The sequence below is a fragment of the Kribbella sp. DT2 genome (genome assembly GCF_049844575.1).
In the GTDB taxonomy this organism is placed as follows: domain Bacteria; phylum Actinomycetota; class Actinomycetes; order Propionibacteriales; family Kribbellaceae; genus Kribbella.
On the sequence record NZ_JBNCLH010000007.1, the window covers coordinates 482,989 to 508,592 of the forward strand.

General features: G+C 70.8%; 23 protein-coding genes. 6 read left to right on the plus strand and 17 right to left on the minus strand.

Features of this window, described 5'->3' with window-relative positions; genetic code table 11:
• Window positions 1-2: 2 nt before the first annotated feature.
• Window positions 3-1,058: an ABC transporter ATP-binding protein gene (locus ACLQ2O_RS29730; protein ID WP_425837690.1), complete on the plus strand. Its 1,056-nt coding sequence runs from the start codon at window positions 3-5 to the stop codon at window positions 1,056-1,058.
• 51 nt (window positions 1,059-1,109) lie between these two features.
• Here the strand turns inward: ACLQ2O_RS29730 and ACLQ2O_RS29735 are convergent, their stop codons facing one another.
• Window positions 1,110-2,285 (minus strand): DNA polymerase III subunit beta, encoded by a 1,176-nt coding sequence (locus tag ACLQ2O_RS29735; RefSeq protein WP_425837693.1) that lies wholly within the window; start codon window positions 2,283-2,285, stop codon window positions 1,110-1,112.
• Between the two features lie 42 nt (window positions 2,286-2,327).
• Window positions 2,328-3,542, minus strand: coding sequence for a low temperature requirement protein A (locus ACLQ2O_RS29740; RefSeq protein ID WP_425837696.1), 1,215 nt, complete (start codon window positions 3,540-3,542; stop codon window positions 2,328-2,330).
• A 118-nt stretch (window positions 3,543-3,660) separates the two neighbouring features.
• Here ACLQ2O_RS29740 and ACLQ2O_RS29745 point away from each other — a divergent pair, with 118 nt between their 5' ends.
• From ACLQ2O_RS29745 to ACLQ2O_RS29760, 4 genes are all read left to right on the plus strand, one after another.
• On the plus strand, window positions 3,661-4,689 hold the full coding sequence (locus ACLQ2O_RS29745; protein WP_425837698.1) for an NAD(P)-dependent alcohol dehydrogenase: 1,029 nt from the start codon (window positions 3,661-3,663) through the stop codon (window positions 4,687-4,689).
• 30 nt (window positions 4,690-4,719) lie between these two features.
• Window positions 4,720-5,748, plus strand: a complete 1,029-nt coding sequence (locus tag ACLQ2O_RS29750; protein ID WP_425837701.1) for an amidohydrolase family protein — start codon at window positions 4,720-4,722, stop codon at window positions 5,746-5,748.
• Complete coding sequence (locus tag ACLQ2O_RS29755) at window positions 5,748-6,605, plus strand: iron-sulfur cluster assembly protein (RefSeq protein WP_425837705.1); 858 nt, start codon at window positions 5,748-5,750, stop codon at window positions 6,603-6,605. The genes ACLQ2O_RS29750 and ACLQ2O_RS29755 overlap by 1 nt, the downstream gene beginning before the upstream one ends.
• An 82-nt stretch (window positions 6,606-6,687) precedes the next feature.
• Entirely contained in the window at window positions 6,688-7,491 is an 804-nt protein-coding gene (locus ACLQ2O_RS29760) for an IclR family transcriptional regulator (protein ID WP_425837841.1), read from the plus strand.
• A 190-nt stretch (window positions 7,492-7,681) separates the two neighbouring features.
• Here the strand turns inward: ACLQ2O_RS29760 and ACLQ2O_RS29765 are convergent, their stop codons facing one another.
• The 7 genes from ACLQ2O_RS29765 to ACLQ2O_RS29795 all read right to left on the minus strand — a co-directional run bounded on the left by ACLQ2O_RS29765 (window position 7,682) and on the right by ACLQ2O_RS29795 (window position 16,839).
• Complete coding sequence (locus tag ACLQ2O_RS29765) at window positions 7,682-8,977, minus strand: sugar ABC transporter permease (protein ID WP_425837708.1); 1,296 nt, start codon at window positions 8,975-8,977, stop codon at window positions 7,682-7,684.
• A complete protein-coding gene (locus ACLQ2O_RS29770) occupies window positions 8,974-9,783 on the minus strand; it encodes an ATP-binding cassette domain-containing protein (RefSeq protein ID WP_425837710.1) in 810 nt (269 codons plus the stop codon). The genes ACLQ2O_RS29765 and ACLQ2O_RS29770 overlap by 4 nt, the downstream gene beginning before the upstream one ends.
• A gap of 94 nt (window positions 9,784-9,877) precedes the next feature.
• A complete protein-coding gene (locus ACLQ2O_RS29775; protein ID WP_425837713.1) occupies window positions 9,878-10,954 on the minus strand; it encodes a substrate-binding domain-containing protein in 1,077 nt (358 codons plus the stop codon).
• Window positions 10,955-12,940: 1,986 nt separating this feature from the next.
• Entirely contained in the window at window positions 12,941-14,116 is a 1,176-nt protein-coding gene (locus tag ACLQ2O_RS29780) for an ROK family transcriptional regulator (RefSeq protein ID WP_425837716.1), read from the minus strand.
• 444 nt (window positions 14,117-14,560) lie between these two features.
• Window positions 14,561-15,367 carry an adenosylcobinamide-GDP ribazoletransferase gene (locus tag ACLQ2O_RS29785; RefSeq protein ID WP_425837719.1) on the minus strand — a complete coding sequence of 269 codons (807 nt, stop codon included), beginning with the start codon at window positions 15,365-15,367 and terminating at the stop codon, window positions 14,561-14,563.
• Between the two features lie 109 nt (window positions 15,368-15,476).
• Window positions 15,477-16,286, minus strand: coding sequence for a bifunctional adenosylcobinamide kinase/adenosylcobinamide-phosphate guanylyltransferase (locus tag ACLQ2O_RS29790; protein ID WP_425837721.1), 810 nt, complete (start codon window positions 16,284-16,286; stop codon window positions 15,477-15,479).
• On the minus strand, window positions 16,279-16,839 hold the full coding sequence (locus tag ACLQ2O_RS29795) for a TetR/AcrR family transcriptional regulator (protein WP_425837724.1): 561 nt from the start codon (window positions 16,837-16,839) through the stop codon (window positions 16,279-16,281). The genes ACLQ2O_RS29790 and ACLQ2O_RS29795 overlap by 8 nt, the downstream gene beginning before the upstream one ends.
• A gap of 109 nt (window positions 16,840-16,948) precedes the next feature.
• Between ACLQ2O_RS29795 and ACLQ2O_RS29800 the strand changes: the two genes are divergently transcribed.
• Window positions 16,949-17,494 carry a hypothetical protein gene (locus ACLQ2O_RS29800; RefSeq protein WP_425837726.1) on the plus strand — a complete coding sequence of 182 codons (546 nt, stop codon included), beginning with the start codon at window positions 16,949-16,951 and terminating at the stop codon, window positions 17,492-17,494.
• Here the strand turns inward: ACLQ2O_RS29800 and ACLQ2O_RS29805 are convergent.
• From ACLQ2O_RS29805 to ACLQ2O_RS29840, 8 genes are all read right to left on the minus strand, one after another.
• A complete protein-coding gene (locus tag ACLQ2O_RS29805) occupies window positions 17,478-18,293 on the minus strand; it encodes an ECF transporter S component (protein WP_425837729.1) in 816 nt (271 codons plus the stop codon). The genes ACLQ2O_RS29800 and ACLQ2O_RS29805 overlap by 17 nt on opposite strands.
• Window positions 18,294-18,360: 67 nt before the next feature.
• Window positions 18,361-20,034 (minus strand): ABC transporter ATP-binding protein, encoded by a 1,674-nt coding sequence (locus ACLQ2O_RS29810; protein WP_425837732.1) that lies wholly within the window; start codon window positions 20,032-20,034, stop codon window positions 18,361-18,363.
• Window positions 20,031-21,128: an energy-coupling factor transporter transmembrane component T gene (locus ACLQ2O_RS29815; RefSeq protein WP_425837735.1), complete on the minus strand. Its 1,098-nt coding sequence runs from the start codon at window positions 21,126-21,128 to the stop codon at window positions 20,031-20,033. Before ACLQ2O_RS29815 ends, ACLQ2O_RS29810 begins: the two co-directional genes overlap by 4 nt.
• 4 nt (window positions 21,129-21,132) lie before the next feature.
• Window positions 21,133-21,966, minus strand: coding sequence for an SCO2322 family protein (locus ACLQ2O_RS29820; protein ID WP_425837738.1), 834 nt, complete (start codon window positions 21,964-21,966; stop codon window positions 21,133-21,135).
• A gap of 382 nt (window positions 21,967-22,348) precedes the next feature.
• Window positions 22,349-22,558 carry a hypothetical protein gene (locus ACLQ2O_RS29825; RefSeq protein WP_344168962.1) on the minus strand — a complete coding sequence of 70 codons (210 nt, stop codon included), beginning with the start codon at window positions 22,556-22,558 and terminating at the stop codon, window positions 22,349-22,351.
• Window positions 22,555-23,568 carry an aldo/keto reductase family protein gene (locus ACLQ2O_RS29830; RefSeq protein WP_425837742.1) on the minus strand — a complete coding sequence of 338 codons (1,014 nt, stop codon included), beginning with the start codon at window positions 23,566-23,568 and terminating at the stop codon, window positions 22,555-22,557. The genes ACLQ2O_RS29825 and ACLQ2O_RS29830 overlap by 4 nt, the downstream gene beginning before the upstream one ends.
• A 45-nt stretch (window positions 23,569-23,613) precedes the next feature.
• Entirely contained in the window at window positions 23,614-24,279 is a 666-nt protein-coding gene (locus ACLQ2O_RS29835; protein ID WP_425837745.1) for a hypothetical protein, read from the minus strand.
• Window positions 24,276-25,604 carry an MGH1-like glycoside hydrolase domain-containing protein gene (locus ACLQ2O_RS29840; protein ID WP_425837748.1) on the minus strand — a complete coding sequence of 443 codons (1,329 nt, stop codon included), beginning with the start codon at window positions 25,602-25,604 and terminating at the stop codon, window positions 24,276-24,278. The genes ACLQ2O_RS29835 and ACLQ2O_RS29840 overlap by 4 nt, the downstream gene beginning before the upstream one ends.

A 25,604-nucleotide genomic window follows, 5' to 3' on the forward strand; every position in this document is an offset into this window, starting at 1 on the left:
AGATGAGCAATCCCGTGCAGGACAGTACGCCGGCCGCGGCCACCACGCCGCTGCTGCAGGTCCGCGACCTCAAGATGCACTTCCCGATCAAGGAAGCCGCCGGGCTGGGCCGGACCCGCAAGGTGGTTCAGGCCGTCGACGGCGTCAGCTTCGACCTGGCGCCGGGCGGCAGCCTCGGCCTGGTCGGCGAGTCCGGCTGCGGCAAGTCGACCACCGGCCGGATGATCACCCGGCTGCTCACCCCGACGGCCGGCCAGATCCTCTTCAAGGGCACCGACATCGCCCGGCTGAAGGAGAAGGACCTGCGCCCGTTCCGCCGGGAGCTGCAGATCGTCTTCCAGGACCCGTACAGCTCGCTGAACCCGCGGCAGACGGTCAGCAACATCATCAGTACGCCGTTGCGGGTGCACAACCTGGTGAAGAAGGGCAAGGAGCTCGACCGCGTCCAGGAGCTGCTGGAGCGGGTCGGCCTGAACCCCGAGCACCACAACCGCTACCCGAACGAGTTCTCCGGCGGTCAGCGTCAGCGGATCGGCATCGCCCGCGCGCTCGCGGTCGAGCCCGAGGTGATCATCGCCGACGAGCCGGTCTCCGCGCTCGACGTGTCGATCCAGGCGCAGGTGATGAACCTGATGGAGGACCTGCGCCGCGATCTCGGCATCGCGTTCGTCTTCATCGCGCACGACCTCGGTGTGGTCCGGCACTTCTGCGACACCGTCGCCGTGATGTACCTGGGCAAGATCGTCGAGCAGGGCCCGCGGGAGCAGATCTACACCGCTCCGCAGCACCCGTACACGCAGGCGCTGCTGTCGGCCGCTCCGGACCTGGGCACCATCCGTGGTGTCCCGCCGAAGGAGCGGATCCGGCTGGTCGGGGACGTCCCGTCGCCGATCGACCCGCCGAGCGGCTGCCGGTTCCGCACCCGGTGCTGGAAGGCGGAGGACATCTGCGCCACCCAGGAGCCGCTGCTGGAGATCAAGCCCCGCTCGACGGACGGCCACACGGCTGCCTGTCACTTCGCCGAGCCCAAGGTCGATCTCACGGCTGCTACTGCCTGAGTAGTTCTTTTGGTACGAGGTCCCACCCGCTTCGGGTGGGACCTCGTCCTGTTATTGGGGCAGTAGGCGTGGGGTGATCACGTGCAGGTAGCTCTGCCCGCCGGTCAGTACGGCGGGCTTGCGGCCGCCTGTGTACGACATGGTGAGCTGCTCGGTCGCGAACGAGTTGATGGCGTCCAACAGCAGCTGCCCGGTGAAGGCGACCGTCAGCGGATCGCCTGAGCCGGTGATCGGCAGCGTCTCGGCGCCGGACGCGTCGTCGCCGGATCCGGCGTAGACGCGGACCGAGCGTTCGCCGTACTCGAGCCAGATCGGCGTCATCCCGTCGGCGACCACGCTCAGCCGCTTCACCACGTCCCGCAACGCGATCCGGTCAACGGTCGCGCTGATGGGGGTCTCGTCGGGGACGATTCGCCGGTACGGCAGGTACGGGCCGCTGAGCGTGCGCACCCAGGCTGACCGTTCGTTGTTGCGCAGCAGCAGAGTCTCGTCGGCCAGCGACAGCAACACCTGCCCACCGTCGGCGGCGAACGCGCGCGACAACTCACCCAACGTCTTCGCAGGCACCAGTACGTCGAACGCCTCCACCGGCTCGGTCAGTTCAACCCGAGCGATCCCCAGCCGATACCGATCGGTGCTCGCCAGTTCGACGGTGTCCCCGGAGAAACTGAGATTGATCCCCGCCAACGCCGGCACCACGTCGTCCCGAGCAGCAGAAACCCCCACCTGCCCCACCGCCACGGCGAACTCACCAGCATCAACCGCTGAACGGGGGGAGGGGGAGGAGGCCGCGTCGCCCCCGCCTTCGCTTGGCTCGGCTACGAGCGGTGCTGGGCTTGGCTCGGCTACGAGCGGTGCCTGGCTTCGGTGGGCGGTGTTCGTCGGGTAGTCGGCCACCGGCAGGAGCGGCAGCGAATAGACAGCACCCCCGCTGCGCACGACGAAGCGGTCGTCGGCGGCGGTCAGCTCGACCGGACCCGGCGGTAGGAGCTTGGTGATCTCCGCGAGCATGCGCCCTGGCACCAAACAGGTGCCCTCGGCATCGACCTGGCAGTTCAGCACCACCTCGGCAGCCATCGCGTGGTCGGTCCCGGCGACCGTCGTATTGGCGAAGCCGGCAGAAAAGTACAGCCCGAGCAGGACCGGGGTGCTGGTTCGGTGGGGGAGTCCCTTGGCGACCCACCCGACGCCGGCGGCCAACTCCTGCTGGTCTGCTACGAGCTTCACGCGCCGCAGCCTAGGAGCCGCCGCGGCGCGGGAAACCTTCAGCTAGCTCGAATGTCCGTGCCTGAGCTCGTCCCGCTCGCGGGCGAACCGTACCGACTCGAACGCGACCAGCCCGGCCAGCAGCGCCGCCAGTACGCCGACCTGTCCGAGCGCCGGGACCTTCGCCAGCGCGAACACCGCGATCACGCACAGCGCGGCCGTGATCAGCCGGCTCCACCCGACCGAGCTCGTTGTCCGGTACTTGAACCCGACGTGGCCGAGCAGGTAGAACACGACGCCGAAGAACAGCGCGTACAGGCCGACGCCCTTCAGCGGGTCGTCGAGGTGGTGGTGCTCGGTGTCGCCGACGTACTCGAGCACCTTCTTCAGCCCGAGCGCGAGCAGCACGATGCCGGCCACCATCGGGAAGTGCAGGAACGTGTACGCGTCCCGGGCCAGTTTCGGCCGGGTCTCGTGCGGTTCGGCCGCGAGCGCCTGCTCGCCGTAGTGCACGGTCGCGTCGAAGTAGATCCACCACAGCGCCGCCGCGATCGCCAACCCGAGCATCGACGCGATGATGATCGGCCAGGAGATCGGGAGATCGGTGACGCCGACGCCGATCGCGACGATCGACTCGCCCAGCGCGATGATCACGATCAGCCCGTGCCGCTCGGCGAAGTGGCCGGCCGAGCGCAGCCGCCAGCCGCGCGCGTCGATCAGGTAGGTGCCGCCGTAGTCGGCGGCCAGTGCGGCCGCCCAGAACAGCGTCTGGGTCCGGCCGTGGAACTGCGACGCGATCAGCAGCAACGCCGTACCGGCCAGCATCGCCGGGGCGAAGCGGAGCAGCGTACGGCGCAGCGTCTTGTCGCCGTCCGCGATCAGCCAGAACAGCACCAGATGCATCGCCCGGAACACGAAGTACGCGATCGCGATCACCACCGGCCCCGGCAGCCCGCCCGGCAGGTCGTGGAACGCCTCCGGGATGGCGAGCGCGATCACGAACATCGCGCCCATCGCCAGCAGCATCACGGTCCGGATCGAGCCTTCATCGGCCTTGACCAGGTTGCAGACCCAGGAGAACCCGATCCAGCTCCACCACAGCAGCCCGATCAGCAGCACCCCGCGGACCGCTCCGGCCCAGGTCAGGTCGTGCGCCATCAACGCGGTGACCTGGGTCAGCGCGAAGACGAAGACCAGGTCGAAGAACAGCTCCAGCGTGGTGACCGACTGGTCCTCGGAGGTGGCCTGCGCCTTGATCGGCGGCCTGCGTGTGCTCATGGCCGCCATTGTGCCCGGGCGGGCGGTTATCGGAAGGCGATAACGCCCCTTCCGGTACGCCGTGCCGCGCCGACACCATCAGATCCACCATCGCAGACCCCGAAAGGTTGTGGCCACGGTGAAGGCAGTGCGCGTCCACGAGTACGGCAAACCACCCACCCTCGACGACATCCCCGACCCGGTTCTGCAGGGACCACTGGACGTGATCGTGAAGGTCGACGCCGCGGGCGTCTGCCGGACCGACCTGCACATCATCGAAGGCCAGTGGGCCGAGAAGTCCGGCGTCGAGCTGCCGTACGTGATCGGCCACGAGAACGCGGGGACCGTGCAGGAGGTCGGCGCCGCGGTCTCGACCGTCGCGCCGGGCGACAAGGTGATCCTCCACCCGCTGGTGACGTGTGGACTCTGCCGCGCCTGCCGGGCCGGTGACGACGTGCACTGCGCCGACTCCCGCTTCCCGGGGATCGACACCGACGGCGGCATGGCCGAGTACCTCCGGACGTCGGTCCGCTCGATCGTCAAGCTCGACGACGGGCTCGCGCCGGCCGACGTCGCGGCACTGGCCGACGCCGGCCTCACGGCGTACCACGCGGTCCGTAAGGCCGTCCCGCTGCTGCACCCGGCGGACCGGGTCGTGATGATCGGGGCCGGCGGCCTCGGACACATCGGGCTGCAGTGCCTGGTCGCGATGACGCCGTCGCGGGTGACGGTCGTCGACCGGTCGCAGGAAGTGCTCGACAAGGCGATCGCGCTCGGCGCGCACTCGACCGTGCTGAGCGACGGCAGCCAGGTCGAGCAGGTGCTCGAGCAGACCAGCGGCGAGGGCGCCCAGGTGGTGCTCGACTTCGTCGGCGAGAACGGCACCGAGGCCGACGGCGTCGCGATGACGCGCAACTCCGGCTCGTACTTCGTGATCGGGTACGGCGGCAAGGTCGACGTCCCGACCATCGACGTGATCTCCCGCGAGATCAACGTGGTCGGCAACCTGGTCGGCTCGTACAACGACCTGGCCGACCTGATGGAGCTGGCCGCGCAGGGCCGGGTCAGGCTCGCGACCAAGCAGTACACGCTGAACGACGCGCTGACCGCGCTGGACGACCTGGACGGCGGCCGGGTTCCCGGCGGCCGCGCCATTCTCACTAGCTAGCACAGTCTGACGAGCTGAGGGAGCACCACCATGTACAGCAAGGACGGCAACAGCTACTTCATCGTGGACAGCCACGTGCACGCGTGGGACGCGACCCCGGCCAACCAGGCGAACCGGTACGGCGAGGGCTTCATCAACTGCTTCTACGACTACCACCGCAACCTGTCGCCGGCGGACAAGGTGTGGACGCTGGAGGAGTTCCACAAGCAGTCCGAGGAGCGGATCCTCAAGGACCTGTTCACCGACGGGTACGTCGACCGGGCGATCTTCCAGCCGACGTACCTGACCGACTTCTACGTCAACGGGTTCAACACCACCGAGCAGGACGGCGCGCTGGCCGAGAAGCACCCGGACAAGTTCATCGTCAACGGGGCCTGGGACCCGCGCGACGGTGAGGCCGGGCTGGACAAGCTGTCCGAGCTCTCGGAGCGGTGGAACCTCAAGGGCGTCAAGCTCTACACGGCGGAGTGGAAGGGCGACTCGAAGGGCTGGAAGCTGACCGACCCGTGGTCGTACCGGTACCTCGAGCGCTGCGAGGAGCTCGGGATCAAGAACGTCCACATCCACAAGGGCCCCACGATCTACCCGCTGAACCGGGACGCCTTCGACGTCGCGGACGTGGACGACGTCGCGTCGGCGTTCCCGGGGCTGAACTTCATCGTCGAGCACGTCGGCCTGCCCCGGCTGGAGGACTTCTGCTGGATCGCGACGCAGGAACCCAATGTGTACGGCGGTCTGGCGGTCGCGATGCCGTTCATCCACAGCCGTCCGAAGTACTTCGCGCAGATCATCGGTGAGCTGCTGTACTGGATCGGCGAGGACCGGATCACGTTCGCCAGCGACTACGCGATCTGGACGCCGGCCTGGCTGATCGAGCGGTTCGTCGACTTCTCCTACCCGGCGGAGCTGACCGAGTACCCGGACCTCACGGTCGAGGCGAAGAAGAAGATCCTCGGGCTGAACGCGGCCAAGCTGTACGACATCGACGTACCGGCCGAGCTGCGCCTGCCCGAGTCGGCCGACGGCGCCGTCGGCTCCGAACCGGTGTCGGTGGCGTGATGGGTGCCGTCGCCGGCGAGGCCGGTGTGCTGGGACCTGAGGTGTTTACGCGGCCCGACGGGGTCGCCGAGGAGTTGTGGACCGCGCTGGGAACGGTCCGGGACCCCGAGCTCGACGCGCCGGTCACGGATCTCGGGTTCGTCGCCGGGGTGTCGTCTGTTGAAGGCGCCGTCGAGGTCGAGCTGCGGCTGCCGACGTACTTCTGCGCGCCGAACTTCGCCTACCTGATGGTCGCCGACGCGTACGACGCGGTGGCGGCCGTGCCCGGCGTACGGAAGGTGGTCGTCCGGCTGGAGGACCACTTCGCCTCCGACGAGATCAACAACGGCGTCGCCGCGTCCCGGGGCTTCGAGGGCTCCTTCCCGGGCCTGGCGGACGGCGAGCTGGAGGAGCTCCGCCGGACCTTCCGCCGCAAGGCCCACCGGGCCTGCCAGGAACAGGTAGCCAGCCGCCTCCTGAAGGCCGGCTGGACCATGCTGACGCTCGCCGACACCACCCTGGGGGAGGCCGACGCGGCGCTGGACTCGAAGGTGGAGCTGGAGCGTCTGCTGCGCCGCCGGGACGACCTGGGCCTGGACCACGGACCCGAGGCCGCTCTGCTGGTCCAGGACGACGGGACTCCGATCACTGCGGTGGATCTGCCGTTGCAGCTGCGGATGGCCAAGACCACTCGGATCAGCATCGAGGGGAACTCGGGGCTGTGCCGAGGGCTGCTGAGTGTGCGGTACGGGCTGCCGCGGCCTGCTGGTGTCGACCAGGCGGCTGAGCCCCAGGCCGAGCACCAGTCGGCCCAGCAGCAGTCGGCGCCGTTCCAGCCGGCCCAGTTCCAGCCGGCCCAGTACCAGGCGGCCGAGTGAAGGCGGCCGGGTGGTAGGCGATCGGGCCGCGCGGTCAGGCGGTGCGCCGGCTCTGAATTCAGGGCACTCTGTGAGGGTGAGCATGCCCGCGCACCCGTTCGACCCGCCGGCGATGGCTGCCACGCCCGCGGCCGGGACCGTGCAGTCGGTGTCGCGTGCGCTGAAGGCGATGGAGTTCGTGGCCGCCAGCCGCGACGGTGTCACCGCCAAGGAGATCGCCGCGCACCTCCAGCTCGCACTGCCCTCGGCGTACCACCTGCTGGCGACGCTGACCGAGTCCGGCTACCTGGTGCACCTCGCCCAGGACCACCGCTACGGCCTCGGCTACCGGGTCCGCCTGCTCGAGCAGGGGCTGGAGCGGCAGCTCGAGGTGCCGCCGCTGATCGCGTCCGCCGTACGGCGTCTGCACCTGGAGGCCGACGCGGCGGCGTACTACGCGGTGTACCGCGAGGTGGACGTCGTGATCGCGCACGTCGTCGACTCCGAACGGCGCCCGCGGGTGCAGGTGCTCGACATCGGGTTCCACGAGGCCACCCACGCGACCGCCTTCGGCAAGGTGATGCTGGCGGCGATGAGTGAGCAGGCGCGCGGCTCCTACCTCGACCGGGTCGGCCTGCGGCAGTGCACGACCAGCACGATGACCGATCGCCCGACCCTCGAGACCCACCTCGATAAGGTCCGCCGCTCCGGCGTGGCCTTGGAGATCGGCGAGTTCCAGGACGGCCTGTCCTGCCTGGCCGCGCCGGTCCGGTCGTCGGCGGGCGTCGTACTGGCCTCGGTCGCGATCTCGCTCCCGTCGGCAGACTTCGCGGCCCGCCGCTGGGCGCTGGAGCACGCCGTACGGCGTGGTGCCCTGGTGGCGACCCGAGCAGTCAACGCGGTGTAGAAAGCTCTCTGAACGAGCAACGGACCGCGACTCCCGGGCGGGGGAGTCGCGGTCCGTTGCTGGCTGTGTTGCTTTGTCACGCCTCCGGCGTTTGCTGTGTTGCCTTGTCACGCCTCCGGCGTTTGGTACGGCGGGCTGCTGCCGATGCAGGGGTCAAGCAGCAACCCGCCGGTCTAGGGGAGTGACGCAGCTAGGCCCTGCCGTGCGCCTGACGGCTGCGGCGGCTGAGCGAGTCGATCGTCACGGCGACCAGGAGCACGCCCGCGGTCACCATGTAGCGGACGCTGGAGTCCAGGCTGAGCAGCGCCAGGCCGTTGGAGATCGACATGATCACCAGCGCGCCGAGCAGTGCCGAGTACGCCGAACCGCGGCCGCCGAACAGGCTGGTCCCGCCGATGACGGCGGCGGCGATCGCGTTCAGGTTCGTGTCCGCGCCACCGCTGCTCTGGTTCACCGCGATCAGCCGGGCGGCGGCCAGGATGCCACCGACGGCGGCGAAGGTGGAGCAGGCCGCGAAGACCGACAGGTAGATGAACCGGACGTTGATACCGGCCCGCCGGGCGGCCTCGACGTTGCCGCCGACCGCGACCACCGAACGGCCCCAGCGGGTCCGCCGGATCATGAAGTCGGTGGCCAGCACCAGGACGACGAAGAACAGGAACATCGACGAGACACCGCGGTCGCCGTTCAGCACCAGGACCGGGATCAGCAGCACCAGCGCGAGCGCGCCGGCCTTGATCCCGATCATCGTGGTGGGCGCCGCGGACAGCCCGGCCGCCGCACGGGCGCCTCGGTTGCGCAGGCGGCTGAGGGTGTAGACCGCGACGACCACCACGACCAGCCCGTAGGCGAGCGCGGGCGACAGGAAGCTCTGGGTGGCGAACTTGACGATGGCCGAGTCGAACGGGATGTTCAGCGTGCCTTCCTTGCCCAGCACCAGCAGCTGAAGGCCGAGGAAACCGAGCAGGCCGGCCAGTGTGATGACGAAGCTGGGCACCCCGAACCGGGTGTACAGCGCGCCGTAGAACAAGCCGATCATCAGGCCGATCACCGCGGCGAGGACCAGCGACACCAGCAGCGGCCAGCCCTTGTTCACGAACGTCACGCCCAGCACCGCGGCAGCCAAGCCGCTGACGGAACCGACGGACAGGTCGATCTCGCCCAGCAGCAGGACCAGAACGATGCCCAGGGCAATGACCCCGACCGAGGTGGTCTGCAGGGTCAGGTTGACCAGGTTGCGGCTGGACAGGAAGTTGCTGTTCGAGATCTGGAAGACCGCCCAGATGATGATCAGCCCGACCACCACCGGGACCGAGCCCAGGTCACCGGTGCGTAGCCGCGAGGTGAAGGCGGAGACCGCTCCGCTGAGGCCGTTGCTGGCGATCAGGCGCTCGTCCTGCAGGTCGGCGGGCAGCGCCGCCGCCTCGTGCGCCTCCGGCACGGAGTCCTGCACGGGAGCTTTCGATCCGTCGACCGGGGTGCTCATGATGCGGAACCTTCCTGCCGGATCCGGCGCGCCGCGCGCTCGGAGACCGCGTTGTCGGTGGCGCCGGTGATCGCGGCGATGATGTCCTGCGACTTCGTCTCGCTGACGTTGAAGACGCCGTTGTTGCGGCCCAGGCGCAGTACGGCGACCCGGTCGGCCACCGCCATCACGTCGGCCATGTTGTGGCTGATCAGGATGACCGCGAGGCCGCGTTCGCGCAGCCGCTCGACCAGGTTCAGCACCTCGGCGGTCTGGGCCACGCCGAGCGCGGCGGTCGGCTCGTCCAGCATCACGACCTTGGGCTGGCCGAGCAGGCTGCGCGCGATCGCGACGGTCTGCCGCTGTCCGCCGGACAGGCTGGCCACCGGGATCCGGACGCTCGGGATCTTCGCGGACAGCTGGCGCAGCAGCTCCCAGGAGGAGCGTTCCATCTCGACCTCGTCGAGCACCTTGCCCTTGCGCAGCTCGCGCCCGAGGTACAGGTTCGCGACCACGTCGAGGTTGTCGCACAGGGCCAGGTCCTGGAAGACGGTGGCGATGCCGAGCTGCTGAGCCTCGGCCGGACTGCCGACCCGTACCTCCTGCCCGTCGAACACCATCGTGCCGTCGTCGGCGGTGTAGACGCCGGCGATGGTCTTGACCAGCGTCGACTTGCCGGCGCCGTTGTCACCGACCAGGGCGAGCACCTCGCCGGCACGGACGTCCAGCTCGATGTTCTTCAAGGCCTGGACAGCGCCGAAGCGCTTGGAGACGCCCCGTAGTGCCAGCACGGTGCCGGTCCCGACGGGGGTGGGTGTGACAGTCATCGATTCAGCTCCTGAGAGGTTCGTTCACGGCCGTGACCCCGGCGGCACCCCTGGCCTCCTCAGAGCCAGGGGCGCCCACCGGGGCTGGGCTGCCTTACTTGAGGCCGGCGGCCGTGCAGGCGGTCGCGAACGACGCGGTGCAGATGTCGGTCACCTTGTAGATGCCGTCCTTGACCACAGTGTCGTTGATGTTGGCCTTGGTGACCGCGATCGGGTCGAGGATCGTGGACTTCACGCCCTTGAAGTCACCGGTCGCCTCGGGCTGCCCGCCACCGGCCAGCGCGACGGCGGCCTTCGCGGCGGCCTCGGCCTGCGGCTTGACGGCCTTGTAGATGGTCATCGACTGGTCACCGGCGACGATCCGCTGGATCGCGGCGAGCTCGGAGTCCTGACCGGTGACCGGCGGGAGCGGGTTCACGCCGCCACCCTTGAGGGCGGCGATGGCGCCACCGGCGGTGCCGTCGTTGGCGGCGTACACGCCGACGAGACCGTTCTTGATCGCGCTGAGCTGGCCTTCCATCCAGGCCTGGGCCTTGTCCGGGCTCCAGTCCGGGGTGTCGAACTCGGCGGCGACCTTGTAGCCGCTGGTGTCGAGCACGCTGTGCGCGCCCTTCTTGAAGTCGGCCGCGTTCGGGTCGGTCGGGGCGCCGTTGATCATGGCCAGGTTGCCGGAGGTCTTGCCGGCCGCCTTCAGGATGTCGACCAGGGTCTGCGCCTGCAGCTTGCCGACGGTCTCGTTGTCGAACGAGACGTAGTAGTTCGCGCCGTCGATGAACCGGTCGTAGGCGATGACGGGCACGTTCTGGCCCTTGGCGGAGGCGACGACCGCGGCCGCGGCCTTCCCGTCGACCGGGTCGAGCACGAGCACGTTGGCGCCCTGCGTCAGCGCGGCCTCGGCCTGCGTCTGCTGCTTGGCGGCGTCCTGGTCGGCGTTGCTGTAGATCAGCTCGCAGTCGGCACAGGCGGCCTTGAGGGCTTCGGTGAACAGCGGCCGGTCGAGGGCCTCGTACCGGGTGGTCTTGGACTCCGGCAGCAGCAGGGCGATCTTCTTGCCGCCCGAACCGCCGGCCGAGTCGGAGCCGCCGTCGTCCGATCCACAGGCGACCAGCGAAACAGCCAGGGCCGACACGGCGATACCGAGGCCGACGAGACGAGTTGGTGAAACGGACATCTGGTGACTCCTTGACGTGAGGGCCCGAGTAGGCCTACTCAGAGTCAAGCTCGCCCGAGCCTTGACGTCAAGGCTTGAATTCAAGAAGTAGACATATCGTTGTCACACGGTCGTCTCACCCGAGAGAGCGCTCCCGCCCGAGCTTCCCCGATCTCCACCAACTGCTGCCATCCCGGCGCATTCCGTCACCATCTCTTACGAGGGTGCTACGGGTATGTGTCCCCGGCGGTTACTTGGGGTTTCCGCCCAGCAGTGGCCGTGCTCCCATGCTGGCCACCAGCCACCAGCCACCAGCCACCAGCCACCAGCCACCAGCCAGCAGGCAGCAGGCACCAGGCGCCAGGCGCCAGGCACAGCCAGCAGGCACCAGGCACCAGGCACCAGGCTGCCGCCAGCACCAGCACCAGCACCAGCACCAGCACCAGCACCAGCACCAGCGACCAGTACGGCCGCCAGCCACAGCCACAGCCACAGTCGCCGGCCGCCGCCCGCCGCCGCCGGCCGCGCCCGCTGCCCGCCGCCACCGGCCAGCGGCCCTTCAGCCGCCTCTCGTCGGCGGCCGGTCACAGGCGGCTCCCTCACCACCAGCCACTGCCAGCGGCGCTAGCTGCCTCCTTGCCGCAGGCCGCCCATCCTGCGCCGCCAGCCGCCAGCCGCCAGCCGCCAGCCGCCAGCCGCCAGCCGCCAGCCGCCAGCCGCCAGCCGCCAGCCGCCAGCCGTCGACCGGCCACGCCCGCCGCTGACCGCAGGCCTCCATGCCTGGCCACCGCCCCTGGCCACCGCCCCTGCCCGCCAGCCCCATGCCTGCTGCCAGCCGGCGACCGGCCACGCCCGTCGCCGACGACCGCAGGCCTCCGCGCCTGGCCACCGCATCTGCCCGCCACCCCCATACTTGCCGCCGGCCGTCGACTGGCCACCCGCCGACGACCGCAGGCCCCCATGTCTATCCACCGGCCCTGCCGCCACCCCGTGCCTGCGACCGGCCGTCGACCGGCCACCCGCCGACGACCGCAGGCACCCTTGTCTATCCACCGGCCCTGCGCGCCACCCCCATGCCTGTCGCCAGCCGTCGACCGGTCATGCCCGCCCGCGATCGCAGGCCCCCATGTCTATCCACCGGCCCTGCCCGCCACCCCCGTGCTTGTCGCCAGTCGTTGTCCGGCACGCCCGCCGATGACCGCAGGCTCCGTGCTTGCCGCCAGTCGTTGTCCGGCACGCCCGCCGATGACCGCAGGCCCCGTGCTTGCCGCCAGCCGTTGTCCGGCACGCCCGCCGATGACCGCAGGCTCCGTGCTTGTCGCCAGCCGTTGTCCGGCACGCCCGCCGATGACCGCAGGCCCCGTGCTTGCCGCCAGCCGTTGTCCGGCACGCCCGCCGACGATCGCAGGCCCCGTGCCTGCCGTCGACTTCACCTTTGGCTTTTATCCGGCCGGAGCGGCCTCAGCCCATGCGGCCTGGCCGGCCGCATCGTTACCCAGCCCAGCCACAGGGAGGGCATGCGGGGCAGGGAGCGGACCATGAGGCGGCGTAGTTGCCGGGTGGTGCAGGGGATGGTCGGGCTCGGGGTGCGCCTGTGGGTGGGTTGTCGAAGGGGCTGCGACGAGGGGAGGCGGCCCGCCGGCGACGCGCGGTGGCTGGCGTACGGAGGTGTGTGCAGGCCAGGAGTGGGCTACTCGGGTGTGGCTGAGAACGGAGGCCGGTTCGATGACGCTGAGGCCTCGAGTTGCGACGCCCGTTGGTCGGCGAACGGGGGTGTGCGGGCTAGGCGCGGGCTCGGGTGGCTGAGGACGGAGGCCAGTTCGATGGTGCCCAGGGGGTCACCCCGCAGGTCTCGAGTCGACGCCTGCTGGTCGGCGTACGGGGATGTGCCAGGTAGGCGCGGGCTCTCGCGTGTGGCTGAGGACGGAGGCCAGATCGATGGCGCCCAGGGCCCACCCCGCAGGCCTCGAGTCGACGCCTGTTGGTCGGCGTACGGGGATGTATCAGCTAGGCGCGGGCTACTCGGGTGTGGCTGAGGACCGAGGCCAGTTCGATGGCGCCCAGGACGTCGGCGGCGTCGCCCAGTTCGGCGGGGCGGAGCTCTACGGTGGCGGCGGCGCTGGGGATGGCGCAGCGGTCGAGGGCTTCGCGGAGCGGGACCATGATCAGGTCGCCGGCTTCGGCCATGCGTCCGCCGACGACGATGACCTCGGGGTTGAACAGGTTGACCAGGCCCGCGACGGCGACGCCGACGCGGCGGCCGGCGTCCTCGATGACGCGGCGGCAGCCGAGGTCGCCGGCCAGGGCGCGGGTGATGACGTCGCGCAGGCGCAGCGGGCCGTGCGAGGCGGCGAGGGAGTTGAGCAGGGCGCGGGAGCCGACGAACGTGTCCAGGCAGCCGCGGTTGCCGCAGCGGCAGATCGGGCCGTTCTCGTCGATGGTCAGGTGGCCGATCTCGCCCGCCGTACCGGCCGAGCCGCGGAACACCTCACCGCCGAGCACGATCCCCGCGCCGACGCCGTACGAGAACTTGATGTAGCACCCGTGCTGTACGTCGCGCAGCGCGCCGGCGCGGAGCTCGCCGAGGGCGGCCAGGTTCGCGGTGTTGTCGAGCGCGACCGGGGCGCGCAGGTAGCCGGCCATCGCCGCCGCGACGTTGACCCCGCGCCAGCCGGGCAGGACCGCGTCGGACCCGGCCTCGCCGCTGACCGAGTCGACCGGCGTCGGCAGGCCGAAGCCGATCGCGCCGATGGCCTCGACGCCCTGGCCGACGGTCTCGGCGAGGTCCGCGAGCAGGCGCGCGGCGCGTTCCATCCCGTCGTCGGCGACGTGGTCGGCCTGCAGCGGCATCAGCTGCTCGGCGAGGACCTCGCGGCTCTCCGACGCGATGGCGACCCGGACGTCGCGCTCGCCGAAGGCGACCCCGGCGAGCAGGCCGCCGCCGGAGGCGAGTGACACCAGTACGGCGCGGCGGCCGTTGCGGATGCTCGGGGACACCCCGACCAGACCGGCCTGGTCGAGCTCCTTGACCATGTTGGACACCGTGGCGGCGGACAGTCCGGAGGCGGCGGCGATCTCGACCTGGGTGAGCGGACCGTGCTGCCGGACAACCCCCAGAACACGCTCACGGTTGGCTTCGCGGAGCGAAGCCTGTGAGCCAGGTGCCGGGCGGGTTGCGTTCATTACATAAAGATAACGGATTGCAGGGATTCCGTCGCTGGAATGGTCCCGCTCGTCCTGACCGTGATCGCCATGTGTCCTCGCCGTTACGCGTAGTCCTGCCCGTCAGGACGTCCGCCGCGACACTAATGCACCACCAGTCCCAGCAGCCTCGGGGACGCCAGGCTTGAGGGGGAGAATCACATACTGTATTCAACTAACTCCGAGCGGTGGTGGGTCGAAGGGCGAGAGTCGTCGCCGGCAGGTCCGGAGGGGCGGCCGGTTTGAGGAGCCGGCCGGGGAATCGGCGTTGTGGGTGCGATGTTGAGATGCCGGGCGCGTTGGCCGCCGGAGTGCGCCCGGCGTGAAGCTGTCAGGGGGTGGGAGGTGAGCCAGAGGACGGGAGGTGAGCCAGAGGACGAGTGCTGAGCCAGAGGACGAGTGCTGAGCCAGAGAACGAGTGCTGAGTCAGAGGGCGAGTGCTGTTGTCAGGAGGGCCAGCGGGACGGCCAGTTCGACGGTTGCGCCGAGGGTGTCTCCGGTGATGCCGCCGAGGGACTTGGTGGTCTGGTGGGCGGTGGTGAGGGCCAGGACGACGGCCAGCAGTACGGCGAAGCTGGTGCCGACGAGCGGGCGCCAGCTGGAGCTGTTGGTCGGCAGCGTGGTGCCGTCGGTGGTGAGCCAGGTGAGGGCCAGCAGGAGTGCCAGAGCGGCCAGGGTCACCAGTACGGCGGCGTACGGGCGGACGGTGGCGGCGACCATCGCGCCGAGGCCATCGGGGCGAGCCGACGGGACGCCGACGCGGCAGGACCAGGGGAGGGTGAGTCGGCTGGCGACTGTGGCGACGAGGACGGCCTGCCAGCCGAAGCCGGCTTGCGCGCAGGTGGTGAGGGCTGCGACGTCGATCAGCAGTACGGCGGCGATCGTCACCACGCCGAACGGACCGATGTCGCTCTGCTTCATGATGCGGAGCTTGGTCTCCCGGTCGCGCCGGCTGCCGAACCCGTCGGCGGTGTCCGCCAGTCCGTCGAGGTGCAGTGCGCCGGAGAGCACTGCCAGGGCGATCACCCCGAGCACTGCCGCCAGCAGGTCCGCTCCCGGCTGCAGGGCCTGTACGGCGGCAACCACCGCAGCCGCCAAACCGCCGATCACCACCCCGGCCACGGGAGCCAGCAGCATCGCGCCGCCTGCCGTGATCCGATCCACCCGCTGAGGAGCCGGGGTAGGCAGCACCGTCAGGGTCCCGAACGCCAGCCGCAGCCCGTCGAGCCTCATGCTGTGCCGCTTGCGAGCCAGCTGCCGGACCCGCCGTGAGCTCTCACGGGCCGATGGTCCGCCCGGGCGCGGCCTCTCGCGGGGCGCCGGCCCGCCCGGCCAGGACCTCTCACAGCGCGACCGTCCGGCCGGCCACGCACCAAAGGACAGTGTCGGACTCGCGGGAGATCGTTGCGTTCACACGACCCATCAAGTCGCGGAACAAGCGGGTGCCCGCGTCGCCCGGAACCACGCCCGAGCCGACTTCATTGCTCACAGCAACTACTAGGCGAGGGGTGCCCGACCAGGCGGCGGCCAGGTCGTCGATGCGCTGCTCGACGGCGGGCAGGTTCTCCGGGTGGTCCCAGATGTCGCACGCATCCATGGTGCGGGCCAGCCAGAGCGTGAGGCAGTCGATCAGGAGCGGCGGCCCGTCCGGCTCGAGCAGGGGAACGAGATCGATCGTCTCCGCCAGACCCCACGACGCCGGCCGGCGCTCGCGGTGCTTGGCGATGCGGTCGGCCCACTCGGGGTCCGAGGACCCGTCGCCGCCGGTGGCGACGTACAGGGTGTCGGGGGTGTCGGCCAGCAGGCGCTCGGCCGCGGTGGACTTGCCGGAGCGGGCCCCGCCGAGGATCAAGGTCCGCCCCCGCGCCACGTCCGGTTCCGACCGCCCCTCCGCGGCCGGACTCGACCTTCGTCCCCCCACCCGAACTCGTGGGGCAGCATCCGCGCCCAACCCCGCATCCAGTTGCGCTCCCACCTCCGGGGCGGTCCATGAGAGCTGGTCTCCGGCAGGCGTCAGTACGTCGTACCGAAGGCCGCCGGCAGTGCGGGTGACCGTGACCTGGTAGCCCTCGACAGGAGTGAAGCCCTCGCCGGTCAGCCGTAGTACGCCATCGACCGTCGCGCCGGCTGTCGACGTGACCAGTTCAGCCATCCCGCGGATCGCCGATCAGCGCCAGGCCCGCGCGCAGGAAGGCACCCGCGGCGGCGTCGGCCTCGCTCAGGTACCCGGCGACCATCGCGCCGTCGCGCAGGACCATCAGGTCGTCACCGGTGTGCGCGGGCAGGCCGAGCGGCGCGACGAGGTCCTGAAACATCTTCTTCCACCAGTCGCGATGGGAGTCGACCAGTCGGCGTACCGCGCTGTCGGCGTCGGGGTACTCCGCCGCGGCGTTGATGAACGGGCAGCCGCGGAAGCCGGGAAGGCAGGCCATCTCGCCGAGACCGGCCGACATCAGCCGCACCACCTCCGCGGCGTCGCCGCCGGCTGCGGCGATCACGGCCTCGACCCCCGCGCGCTCGGCGGCCGCGCGCCGTTCCAGGTAGGCGACGACGAGGTCGTCCTTGGTGCGGAAGTGCCGGTAGAAGGTCACCTTCGTGGTGCCCACCCGGTCGATGATCTTGTCCGCGCTCACCGCGCGCATCCCGTGCGCGTAGAAGAGTTCGTCGGCGGCCGCGAGCAGTCGTTCTCGCACCGGCTCGGTCATGGTCGGCATCGTACGTGGCCCCCGTTCCGCTTGCGCCGACCGGCCTGGACGGTGCATGATCATTGGTAGAGTTACTAGTTAGTCTATCTCGCAGATCGGACCAGTTCCCGTGACCACAGCAACCTCCTCCCTGCCCGCGACCACCGTCCCGGCGGCACTCCGCCGCCTGTACTTCGTCCGCTTCGGCTTCGCGCTGGTCTGGGCGGTCCTCCTGCTGCTCAGCGCCGGCAAGCTCGGCCCGCTGAGCGTGGCGCTGCTGATCGTCTACCCGCTGTTCGACGTCGCCGCCGCGGTCGTCGACCTCCGCAGCTCCAGGACGCCGGCCCTGATCGCCAACATCGTGATCAGCGGCCTCGCCACCGTCGGCCTCGTCGTCGCGACCACGTCCGGCATCCCCGCGGTCCTGCGCGTCTGGGGTGCGTGGGCGATCGTCGCCGGCATCGTCCAGCTCGTCGTCGCCGTACGCCGTCGTGCGCTCGGCGGTCAGTGGCCGATGATCCTCAGCGGCGGCATCTCGGTGCTCGCCGGTACGTCGTTCGCCCTCTCGGCGTCCGCGGCCGACCCGTCGCTGACCAGCCTCGGCGGGTACGCGCTGCTCGGCGGGGTGTTCTTCCTGGTCTCCGCGATCAGGTTGCGGGCTAGCGTTCGAAGCTGACCGGTACGTCGAACGCGGCCTTCCGTGCCGTCCGGCGGAAGGCCTTCAGGACCGGGCGGCCGAGCGCGAGCACCAGGACGGCGCACAGGATGCCGCGCGGGATGTCCCAGCCGAGCGACGTGGCGACGACGAACAGGAAGTAGCGGTGCAGGTTCTCGGCCAGGCCGTCGCCGGGGATGAACGAGAAGTCGCTGCCGAAGGTCGCGTACGGCCAGAACCACAGGTTCATCACGACGCCGTACAGGATGCCTGCGACGAGCGAGTACGCCGCGAGCAGCAGCAGCTCGAGCCGGCCGCCGACCCGCGGCAGGAGGCCTGCCAGGCAGCCGACCCAGGCGCAGGCGAGCATCTGGAACGGCATCCACGGTCCGACGCCGCCGCTGATCAGTGCGCCGGCCAGCAGGGACACCGCGCCCAGGACGAAGCCGAAGCCCGCGCCGAAGGCTCGGGCGGCCAGGATGAGCAGGAAGAAGCCTGGCTCCAGTCCGGCTGTGCCGGGGCCCAGTGCGCGGAGTGCGGCGCCGACGGCGGCGAGCATGCCGAGCAGGGAGATCACCTTGGCGTCGATGCCTGACTCGGCGAGCTCAGCCAGTACGACGGCCACCAGCAGCGGCAGCAGCAGGACGAACAGCCAGGGCGCGTCGGTGGTGTGCCCGAGCGCGGAGGCACCGGCCTGGTCGGTCTGCCAGATCAGGGGCCAGCCGAACGCCAGCACGCCGACCGCCGACGCCAGCAGCAGCGTCGCCGTGCTGCGTGGCTTCAGCCGGACCAGCCGGGAGGGCACCTGCAGGGCGGTCACGAGAAACGCTCCGGTGGGGTCACTGCTCCGCGCGAGGGGTGCTCCACGAGCGCCTGCTCCGGGGCGGTCATGATGCGCGCTCCAGGGCGGTGGCTACTTCGCCGACCGTGAGGAACGGGAGGGGCGCGAGGATCTTGGCGACCTGTGGGGCGAACGCGGGGGAGCCGGCGATCACCGTTGCGGTGTCGCCGTCGCTGACGAGTTCGCCGTCGGCCAGGACGAGGACCCGGGTGGCGACCTCGGCGACCATCTCGACGTCGTGGGTGGACAGCACGACCGCGTGGCCGTCCGCGGCGAGCTCGCGCAGGATCTCGACGAGCCGTCGCTTCGCGCCGTAGTCCAGCCCGCGCGTCGGCTCGTCCAGCAGGAGCAGCGGGGGAGCACCGCACAGTACGACGGCCAGTGCCAGGCAGAGCCGCTGGCCCTCGGACAGGTCGCGCGGGTGCATGTGGTCGTCGATGCCTGGTGCCAGACGTTCCAGCAGCGAGCGGCACTTGCCAGCGGCCACGCGGAAGTCGCTGTCGGCCCCTGCGCACTCCTCTGCGACGGTCGGTGCGTACAGAAGGTCAGCGGGCTCCTGCGGTACCAGCCCGACCGCCTTGACCAGCTTCTTGGGCTTCGTACGCCGTGGGTCGATCCCCGCCGCCACCACGCTGCCTGAGCGCGGTTGGACGAGCCCGACCAGGGCGTTGAGCAGTGTGGACTTGCCGGCGCCGTTGCGGCCCATCAGCGCGACCACCTCACCGGCGCGCAGCGTCAGCGAGACCCCACGCAAGGCGGGCACGCTCCCGTAGCTGACGACGAGGTCGTTGCATCGGGCAAGCTCATTGCCGATCGCCGTGACGCGAGGAGTCGGCCGGTGATCGCCCAACCGCTCCCGCAGTACGCCGGCCGCCCGGCGAGCGTCCCGCACCGACAACGGCAACGGCGACCACCCAGCCAGCCGCCCCAGCTCCACCACCGGCGGCGCAACCGGCGCGGTCACCATGACGTCGGCAGGAAGCCCGGTCGACACAGCGCCGGAAACCAGCGGCCCGGCGCCCTGGCCGGGCGGTCCAGCGCCCTGGCTCGGCAGCCCACTGGCGACAGCTCCCGAGATCTCCACCACCCGGTCGGCGTACTGGATGACTCGCTCGAGGCGGTGCTCGGCCATCACCACGGTGACGCCCAGGTCGTGCACCAGCCGCTGCAGCGCGGCCAGCACCTCCTCGGCCGCTTGCGGGTCCAGGGCCGACGTCGGCTCGTCCAGTACGAGCACCGCCGGGTGAGAGGTCAGTGCAGCTCCGATGGCTGTCCGTTGCCTCTGCCCACCGGACAGCGCGGTCAGCGGCCGGTCCCGTACGTCGGCCAGCCCCAGCAGGTCGAGCGTCTCCTCGACCCGGCGGCGCATCACGTCCGGAGCCACGCCGAGCGACTCCATGCTGTACGCCAGTTCGTCCTCGACCGTGTCGGTGACGAACCCAGCCATCGGGTCCTGCCCGACGATGCCGACCACGTCGGCCAGGTCGCGCGGGCGGTAGTCCTTCGTGTCCCGCCCGTTGACCAGCACCCGCCCGGCCAGCGTGCCGCCGGTGAAGTGCGGGACCAGTCCGTTGATCGCCCGCAGCAGGGTGGACTTGCCGGAGCCGGTCCGGCCGATCACCAGCGCGAGCTCGCCCTCAGGGACCGTGAAGCTCACGTCTCGCAGGGCCGGCGACGCGGCGCCGTCGTACGTGACTGTGACCCGGTCGAACTCGATCATGCCGTCACCAGCTCACGTCGTCGGGTCAGGGGAGGAGCAGCAACAGCAGGCGCCAGGCCGATCAGGATGCCGAGCACCGGCAGCAGCGGGACCGGCGGCACGACCAGCGGGCCCGGCAGCACCAGCCCCTCGACCCCACGGGCCGCTGCGATGATCAGTGCGGCCGCAGCGAGTGCACCGGAGCCGATGACGAGCCACTCCGGCAGGGCCCACGGGTCCGGCCGGTAGCGAGTCCGGGTGACCCGCTGGCGGCCGACAGCCATCGCACCGGTTGCCAGCAGTACGCCGAACGCCAGCGCTCCACCAGCAGCCGGTGCGGCCATCGCGTCGGTGAGCAGGGAGTAGACGCCCAGCATGATGCCGAGCAGGCCGAGCAGGACCGAGGCGCCGGTGATCTGGCGCTGGCGGCGCGGCACGTGCGCCGTACGGCCGTAGCCGCGGGAGTCCATGGCCGCGGCCAGCTCGACCGAGCGGTCCAGTGCGCCTTCGAGGACCGGCATGGCCGTCGTACGGAAGGAGCCGCGCGTGCGGCCGCGCAGGCGCCGGGCGCCGCGGATGCGGCGGGCGTCGGTGACCAGCTGCGGCGCGAAGGTCAGCGCGACCACGCAGGCGACGCCCATCTCGTAGAGGGCTCCCGGCAACGACTTGAGCAGGCGGCGCGGGCTGGCCAGGGCATTGGCCGCGCCGATGCAGCAGAGCATCACGGCCAGCTGGCCCCCGTCGTACAGGGCAGTGACGAGCGCCTCGGCGGTCACCTCGCCGCCGAGCTTCACGCCGCTGGCCCAGTCCGGCAGGGGGATCTGCGGGAGGGTGAAGAGGAGGGTGTTGCCCTGGGAGCGGGTGGAGAGCAAGGCCTGCAGTACGACGCGGAGGCCGATCACCACCAGGCCCAACTTGAGGAACGCCAGGTAGCTGTTGGCCCAGGGGGCGTCGCTGCGGCGCGCAGCCACGACGAAGCCGGCTACGGCGAGGATCAGGATGAGCAGGACCGGGTTGCGGGTCCTGCTGGCGGCTACGGCCAGGCCGAGGGCCCACAACCACCACGCCCCCGGGTGCAGAGCCCGGGGGAGCGTCAGGTGGTGGACCGCGCGCACCTGATCAGCTCTGCGCGCGTCGGCGAGCCAGCACGAAGCCACCGCCGGCCAGCAGCAGTACGACGACCGCGGCGACGATGATGCCCGTCACCGGAGCGCCGTCGTCCTCGTCGTCGGCTGTCGGGGGCTGGGCGGCGTTGGTCGGGTTCGGCGCCGGGGTGGGGGAGGCGGCCGAACCGGCGGCCGGGCCGATCTCCAGCGTGACGGGCTCGTCGGTGGCGGGGACCTTGATGTTCTTCACGGTGGTGCCGCAGCCGGTCGCCGGGTAGCCGTCGATGCCGCAGGTCAGGCCCTTCTCGATCCGCACCGGGCCGATCGCGGCCAGCACCTTGGCGCCGGTCGCTTTCGCGTCGGTGACCACACAGGTGCCCGTGGCCGGCGGCGGGGCGACACCGGTCCCGGAGTCGGCCGCCGTGCCGGGGTCGACGACCAGGGCGACGCGCTTCTTGCCGGTCTCCGCGGGGGTCGCGCCGCAGATCGTCTCGAACTCACCGGCCGCGCGGGGGACGCGGGGCTTGGCACCGCCGACCGCGTACCGCCAGCCTTCGACCGAGCCGTCCGCCGGGACCACCTGGTCCGCACCCTTCTGGGCGAACGCCCACTGGCCCTTGGCCCACTGGTAGTAGCCCCAGAACCGGTAGCCGTCCTCGGCCCGGGCGGAGCCGGCGGCCGGGGCAGTGCCGGCGGCTGCGCTGGTGCCTGCGGCCTGGGCCGAGCTGCTGGTCCGGTCGGTCTGGGTCGAGCTGCCAGCCAGGGCTGTGCCGGCGGTGACGGTCCCCGCCAGCAGGAGACCCGCCAGCAGGCTGAGGACCAGTCGCAGGGTCCGGTGTGCAGTCATCTCGTGTCCTCGCTCGGGCCGGGGCGAACGAGAGGAGAGGTGCCACCGCCGGGTGCACGGGGACGGCTCCTCCCGCGGTCCTCGGCGGGTCGGTGAGCCTGCTGCCTGGACGCAGTGTTCCGGCTCACCGCCGCCCGGTGGAGCCGGGTGCGGCCTACGGTTGCGGGTCAGCGCCGGCTTCGGACCGGCTTCCCTGCGGCACAGCAGTGGTTCGGGCGCAGCTTACCGCCGCCACGCCCAGCCGCGCGGAGGCCCGCACACCGAACGTGCGGCACCCCACACTGCGCCCCGTACGAAGAGGCCACACCCACCCCAGGCATGCACGAGCCCGTACGGCGAACCTGGTGGACCACCAGCTCGCCGTACGGGCTCTAGGTCGGTACTACTCCTGTGCGGCCAGGCTCATCGGGCCGTAGACCTCGCGGCCGTCCTCGAGCAGGTAGACCTGGGCGACGCCCTGGTCGGCCAGCTCACGCCAGATCTCGCCGAGCCAGCTCTCCGCGTCACCCTGAGCGGAGAAGTCGGCCGTGCCCAGGTCGCCCGGGTCGGCCGGTTCGCCGGCGGCGGTCTCGAACCGCCAGGTCCAGCTCACGAGCCCGGCCGGGTCTGCGGCGAGTTCTGCGTGGTCTTGGCCGGGTCGCTCTCGATCGCGTTGCCGAGCGCCTCGTCGATCCGCTTCAGCTGCGCGTCCTCGAGCTTCACGCCGGCCGCCTTGACGTTCTCGGTGACCTGCTCGGGGCGGGAGGCACCGATGATCGCCGAGGAGACGTTGCGGTTCTGCAGGACCCAGGCGATCGCCAGCTGGGACAGGCTCAGCCCGGCCTCCTCGGCGATCGGCTGCAGCTCCTGGACGCGGTTGAGCACGTCGTCCTTGAGCCAGCGGCTGATCATGTTCGCGCCGCCCTTGGTGTCGGTCGCCCGCGAACCCTCCGGCGGCTGCTGGCCCGGCTTGTACTTGCCGGTCAGCACGCCCTGCGCGATCGGGGAGAACACGACCTGGCCGATGCCGAGCTCCTCCGAGGCCGGGACGACCTCGGTCTCGATGACGCGCCAGAGCATGTTGTACTGCGGCTGGTTGGAGACCAGCGGGACGCGCAGCTCGCGGGCCAGCCGGTGGCCCTCGCGCAGCTGGTCGGCGGTCCACTCCGACGTACCGATGTAGAGCGCCTTGCCCTGGCGGACGACGTCGGCGAAGGCCTCCATCGTCTCCTCCAGCGGCGTCTCGGTGTCGTACCGGTGCGCCTGGTAGACGTCGACGTAGTCGGTCTTGAGCCGCTTCAGTGAGCCGTTGATCGACTCGTGGATGTGCTTGCGGGACAGGCCGACGTCGTTCGGCCCGCCCGGGCCGGTCGGCCAGTACACCTTGGTGAGGATCTCCAGCGACTCCCGCCGCTGTCCCTCCAGGGCCTCCCCGAGCACGGTCTCCGCCGCGGTGTTCGCGTACACGTCCGCGGTGTCGAACGTGGTGATCCCGGCCTCGAGCGCCGCCTTCACGCAGGCCTTGGCCTGCTCGTTCTCCACCTGCGACCCGTGGGTCAGCCAGTTCCCGTAGGAGATCTCGCTGACCTTCAGTCCACTGTTTCCGAGATACCGAAAGTCCATGGCACCGACCCTACTTCCACCCGTCCGCACACGCCCGGCGACTCCCTACCGGCGGACAGCCGCCAGCCACTGCCCGGCGACGGTCTCCACCCACGCGGTCACGTCCGGCGCCGACGGAATCCGGTGGAAGGTGTACTCGGGGCACCCGTCGAGCGTCTCGACGTAGCCGAAGGCGTGGTCCTGCGCGAAAAGCAGCACCTCACCGGACGCTCGATGGAACAGTGTGAGGTTCCTGTTGGCCTCTTCAGCCAGTACGCCGTACTCCGCCGGGTCGATCGGCAGGCTCAGCCCGTCCCAGAGGAACGAGCAGTCGGCGACCAGCTCGGCCGCCGAGGCCGCGGCCAGCTCCGGTGTCAGCACTGAGTTGTGGTTGCACACCCAGGTGTCGGGGTCGTTCCAGCGGTCGACGACACCGCCGGTCACCCGCCAGAGGTCGTGCAGCGCGTCCGGCGGCCCCACCGGCGGCGTAGTGCTCGGCGGTAGACAGAGCCAGCCAGTGGTGCTGCCGTCGGCGAGGTCCCAGGCGAGCACCTCGTACGGCGAGCTGTCGACGACCACCGGGGTGACCCGGGCGGCCTGGAGCAGCCGGCTGAGGTGGGGCAGCGAAGGAATCGGCGGCCGGTCCCAGCCGTGGGCAGTGCCGAGCTCTACTGCCCTGATGGTGTGGGCCAGCCAGGGAGAGCCGGCCAGGGCGTGCTGCCAGTCGTTCAACTGACCTCGATGGTGAGGGCGTGGGGGCCGGTGAGGGTTGCCGGTACGGCGGTGGCCGGCTGGCCGTCCACCAGCAGCTTGGGGTGGGTGCCCGTGCCGGTGAGGGTGATGTCGAGGGTGGCGGCCCGGTAGGGGAGGCCGGTTAGGTGGAGGTCGCCCAGGCCTTCGGGGACCACCGGGGTGACGGTGATGCCCGCGGGCGTGAAGTGGAGGCCGAAGAGGGACTCGTGGATCTGGCGGAGGTAGGCGGTGGCCGACCAGGTCTGGTGGGGGAGGGACTCCCACTGGTGGCCGGTCTGCCAGCCGCCGTCGACGGCACCGGTGGTGGCGTTGTAGAGCTCGAAGAGCTGGTTGTCGCTGGACTGGAAGAGCCGGGTCAGGTCGTTCAGTGCCGCACCGAACAGGGCCGGGCTGCCGGTGGAGGCGACGGCCGAGGCCCACAGGCCCATCACCATCGGCCAGCAGATGGCGTTGTGGCGCCCGGGGTGGGCGGCGTCGTACCGGGGGAAGTGCGGCCAGACGTTGACCATGCCGAATGGCTCACGGTGCGCGTTGGCCAGGATCTGCTGCGTCCGCTCGGGCCCGGCGATGCCGAACTCGATGGCCAGGGCCAGACCGGCCGTCTCCTGGTGCGGGTCGAGGCCGTCAGGGCCCAGGAAGTAGCCGTACAGCCCGGTCGAGGCGTCCCAGAGGTGCTGGTTGATGGCCGAAGCCAGCGCATCGGCCCGCCGAGCGAACGAAGGCTCGCCACCCAGCAGCGAGAGGCAGCGCAGCGCCCGGACGTAGACCGCGTTGGTCGACAGGCACCGCAGCTGCGCCGTCCCCGGGTAGTCCAGCACGTACGACGAGTCGCCTTCCGAGTACGGCGCACGCTCCTCGTACGACGGCAGCCCGCTGATCCCGTCCTGCATCAGCGCCGGCCCGGCGTACAGCCCGGTTGCGGCGTCGAGGTGCGTCCGGTCGAGGATCTCCAGCGAGGCCCGCCCGATCTCGTACGCCGTGGCGCCGAACTCCGTGTCGCCGGTGACGGCCACGTGCTGCCACGCGCCGATCACCCAGATGATCTGGTCCCACCACTGGTTGTCCTGCGCGACCACCCCGCGGTCCAGGTCGCAGACCTTCAGCAGCGTCGCCCGGGCCACGTCGGGCGTGAGCAGGCTGGCGGCGTGCCAGCAGTTGATCGCGGCGTCCCGGGTCCACGGGTCGTCGTAGCCACCGCCGGCCCGGACGTACCCGGTGGCGGTGACGTTGACGTCGAGCAGGTTGTGCAGCGCGGCGTCGTACAGGCTGCTCAGGACGGGCGACCCCGTCAGCCGAGGGCGCAC

Bases quoted from the DNA above. Each gene is read 5' to 3' on its own strand.
- ACLQ2O_RS29730 (WP_425837690.1), top strand. From the start codon at position 3: ATGAGCAATCCCGTGCAGGACAGTACGCCGGCCGCGGCCACCACGCCG.
- ACLQ2O_RS29740 (WP_425837696.1), bottom strand. From the start codon at position 3,542: ATGAGCACACGCAGGCCGCCGATCAAGGCGCAGGCCACCTCCGAGGAC.
- ACLQ2O_RS29750 (WP_425837701.1), top strand. From the start codon at position 4,720: ATGTACAGCAAGGACGGCAACAGCTACTTCATCGTGGACAGCCACGTG.
- ACLQ2O_RS29755 (WP_425837705.1), top strand. From the start codon at position 5,748: ATGGGTGCCGTCGCCGGCGAGGCCGGTGTGCTGGGACCTGAGGTGTTT.
- ACLQ2O_RS29760 (WP_425837841.1), top strand. From the start codon at position 6,688: ATGCCCGCGCACCCGTTCGACCCGCCGGCGATGGCTGCCACGCCCGCG.
- ACLQ2O_RS29765 (WP_425837708.1), bottom strand. From the start codon at position 8,977: ATGAGCACCCCGGTCGACGGATCGAAAGCTCCCGTGCAGGACTCCGTG.
- ACLQ2O_RS29770 (WP_425837710.1), bottom strand. From the start codon at position 9,783: ATGACTGTCACACCCACCCCCGTCGGGACCGGCACCGTGCTGGCACTA.
- ACLQ2O_RS29775 (WP_425837713.1), bottom strand. From the start codon at position 10,954: ATGTCCGTTTCACCAACTCGTCTCGTCGGCCTCGGTATCGCCGTGTCG.
- ACLQ2O_RS29780 (WP_425837716.1), bottom strand. From the start codon at position 14,116: ATGAACGCAACCCGCCCGGCACCTGGCTCACAGGCTTCGCTCCGCGAA.
- ACLQ2O_RS29785 (WP_425837719.1), bottom strand. From the start codon at position 15,367: ATGAGGCTCGACGGGCTGCGGCTGGCGTTCGGGACCCTGACGGTGCTG.
- ACLQ2O_RS29790 (WP_425837721.1), bottom strand. From the start codon at position 16,286: ATGGCTGAACTGGTCACGTCGACAGCCGGCGCGACGGTCGATGGCGTA.
- ACLQ2O_RS29795 (WP_425837724.1), bottom strand. From the start codon at position 16,839: ATGACCGAGCCGGTGCGAGAACGACTGCTCGCGGCCGCCGACGAACTC.
- ACLQ2O_RS29810 (WP_425837732.1), bottom strand. From the start codon at position 20,034: ATGATCGAGTTCGACCGGGTCACAGTCACGTACGACGGCGCCGCGTCG.
- ACLQ2O_RS29820 (WP_425837738.1), bottom strand. From the start codon at position 21,966: ATGACTGCACACCGGACCCTGCGACTGGTCCTCAGCCTGCTGGCGGGT.
- ACLQ2O_RS29830 (WP_425837742.1), bottom strand. From the start codon at position 23,568: ATGGACTTTCGGTATCTCGGAAACAGTGGACTGAAGGTCAGCGAGATC.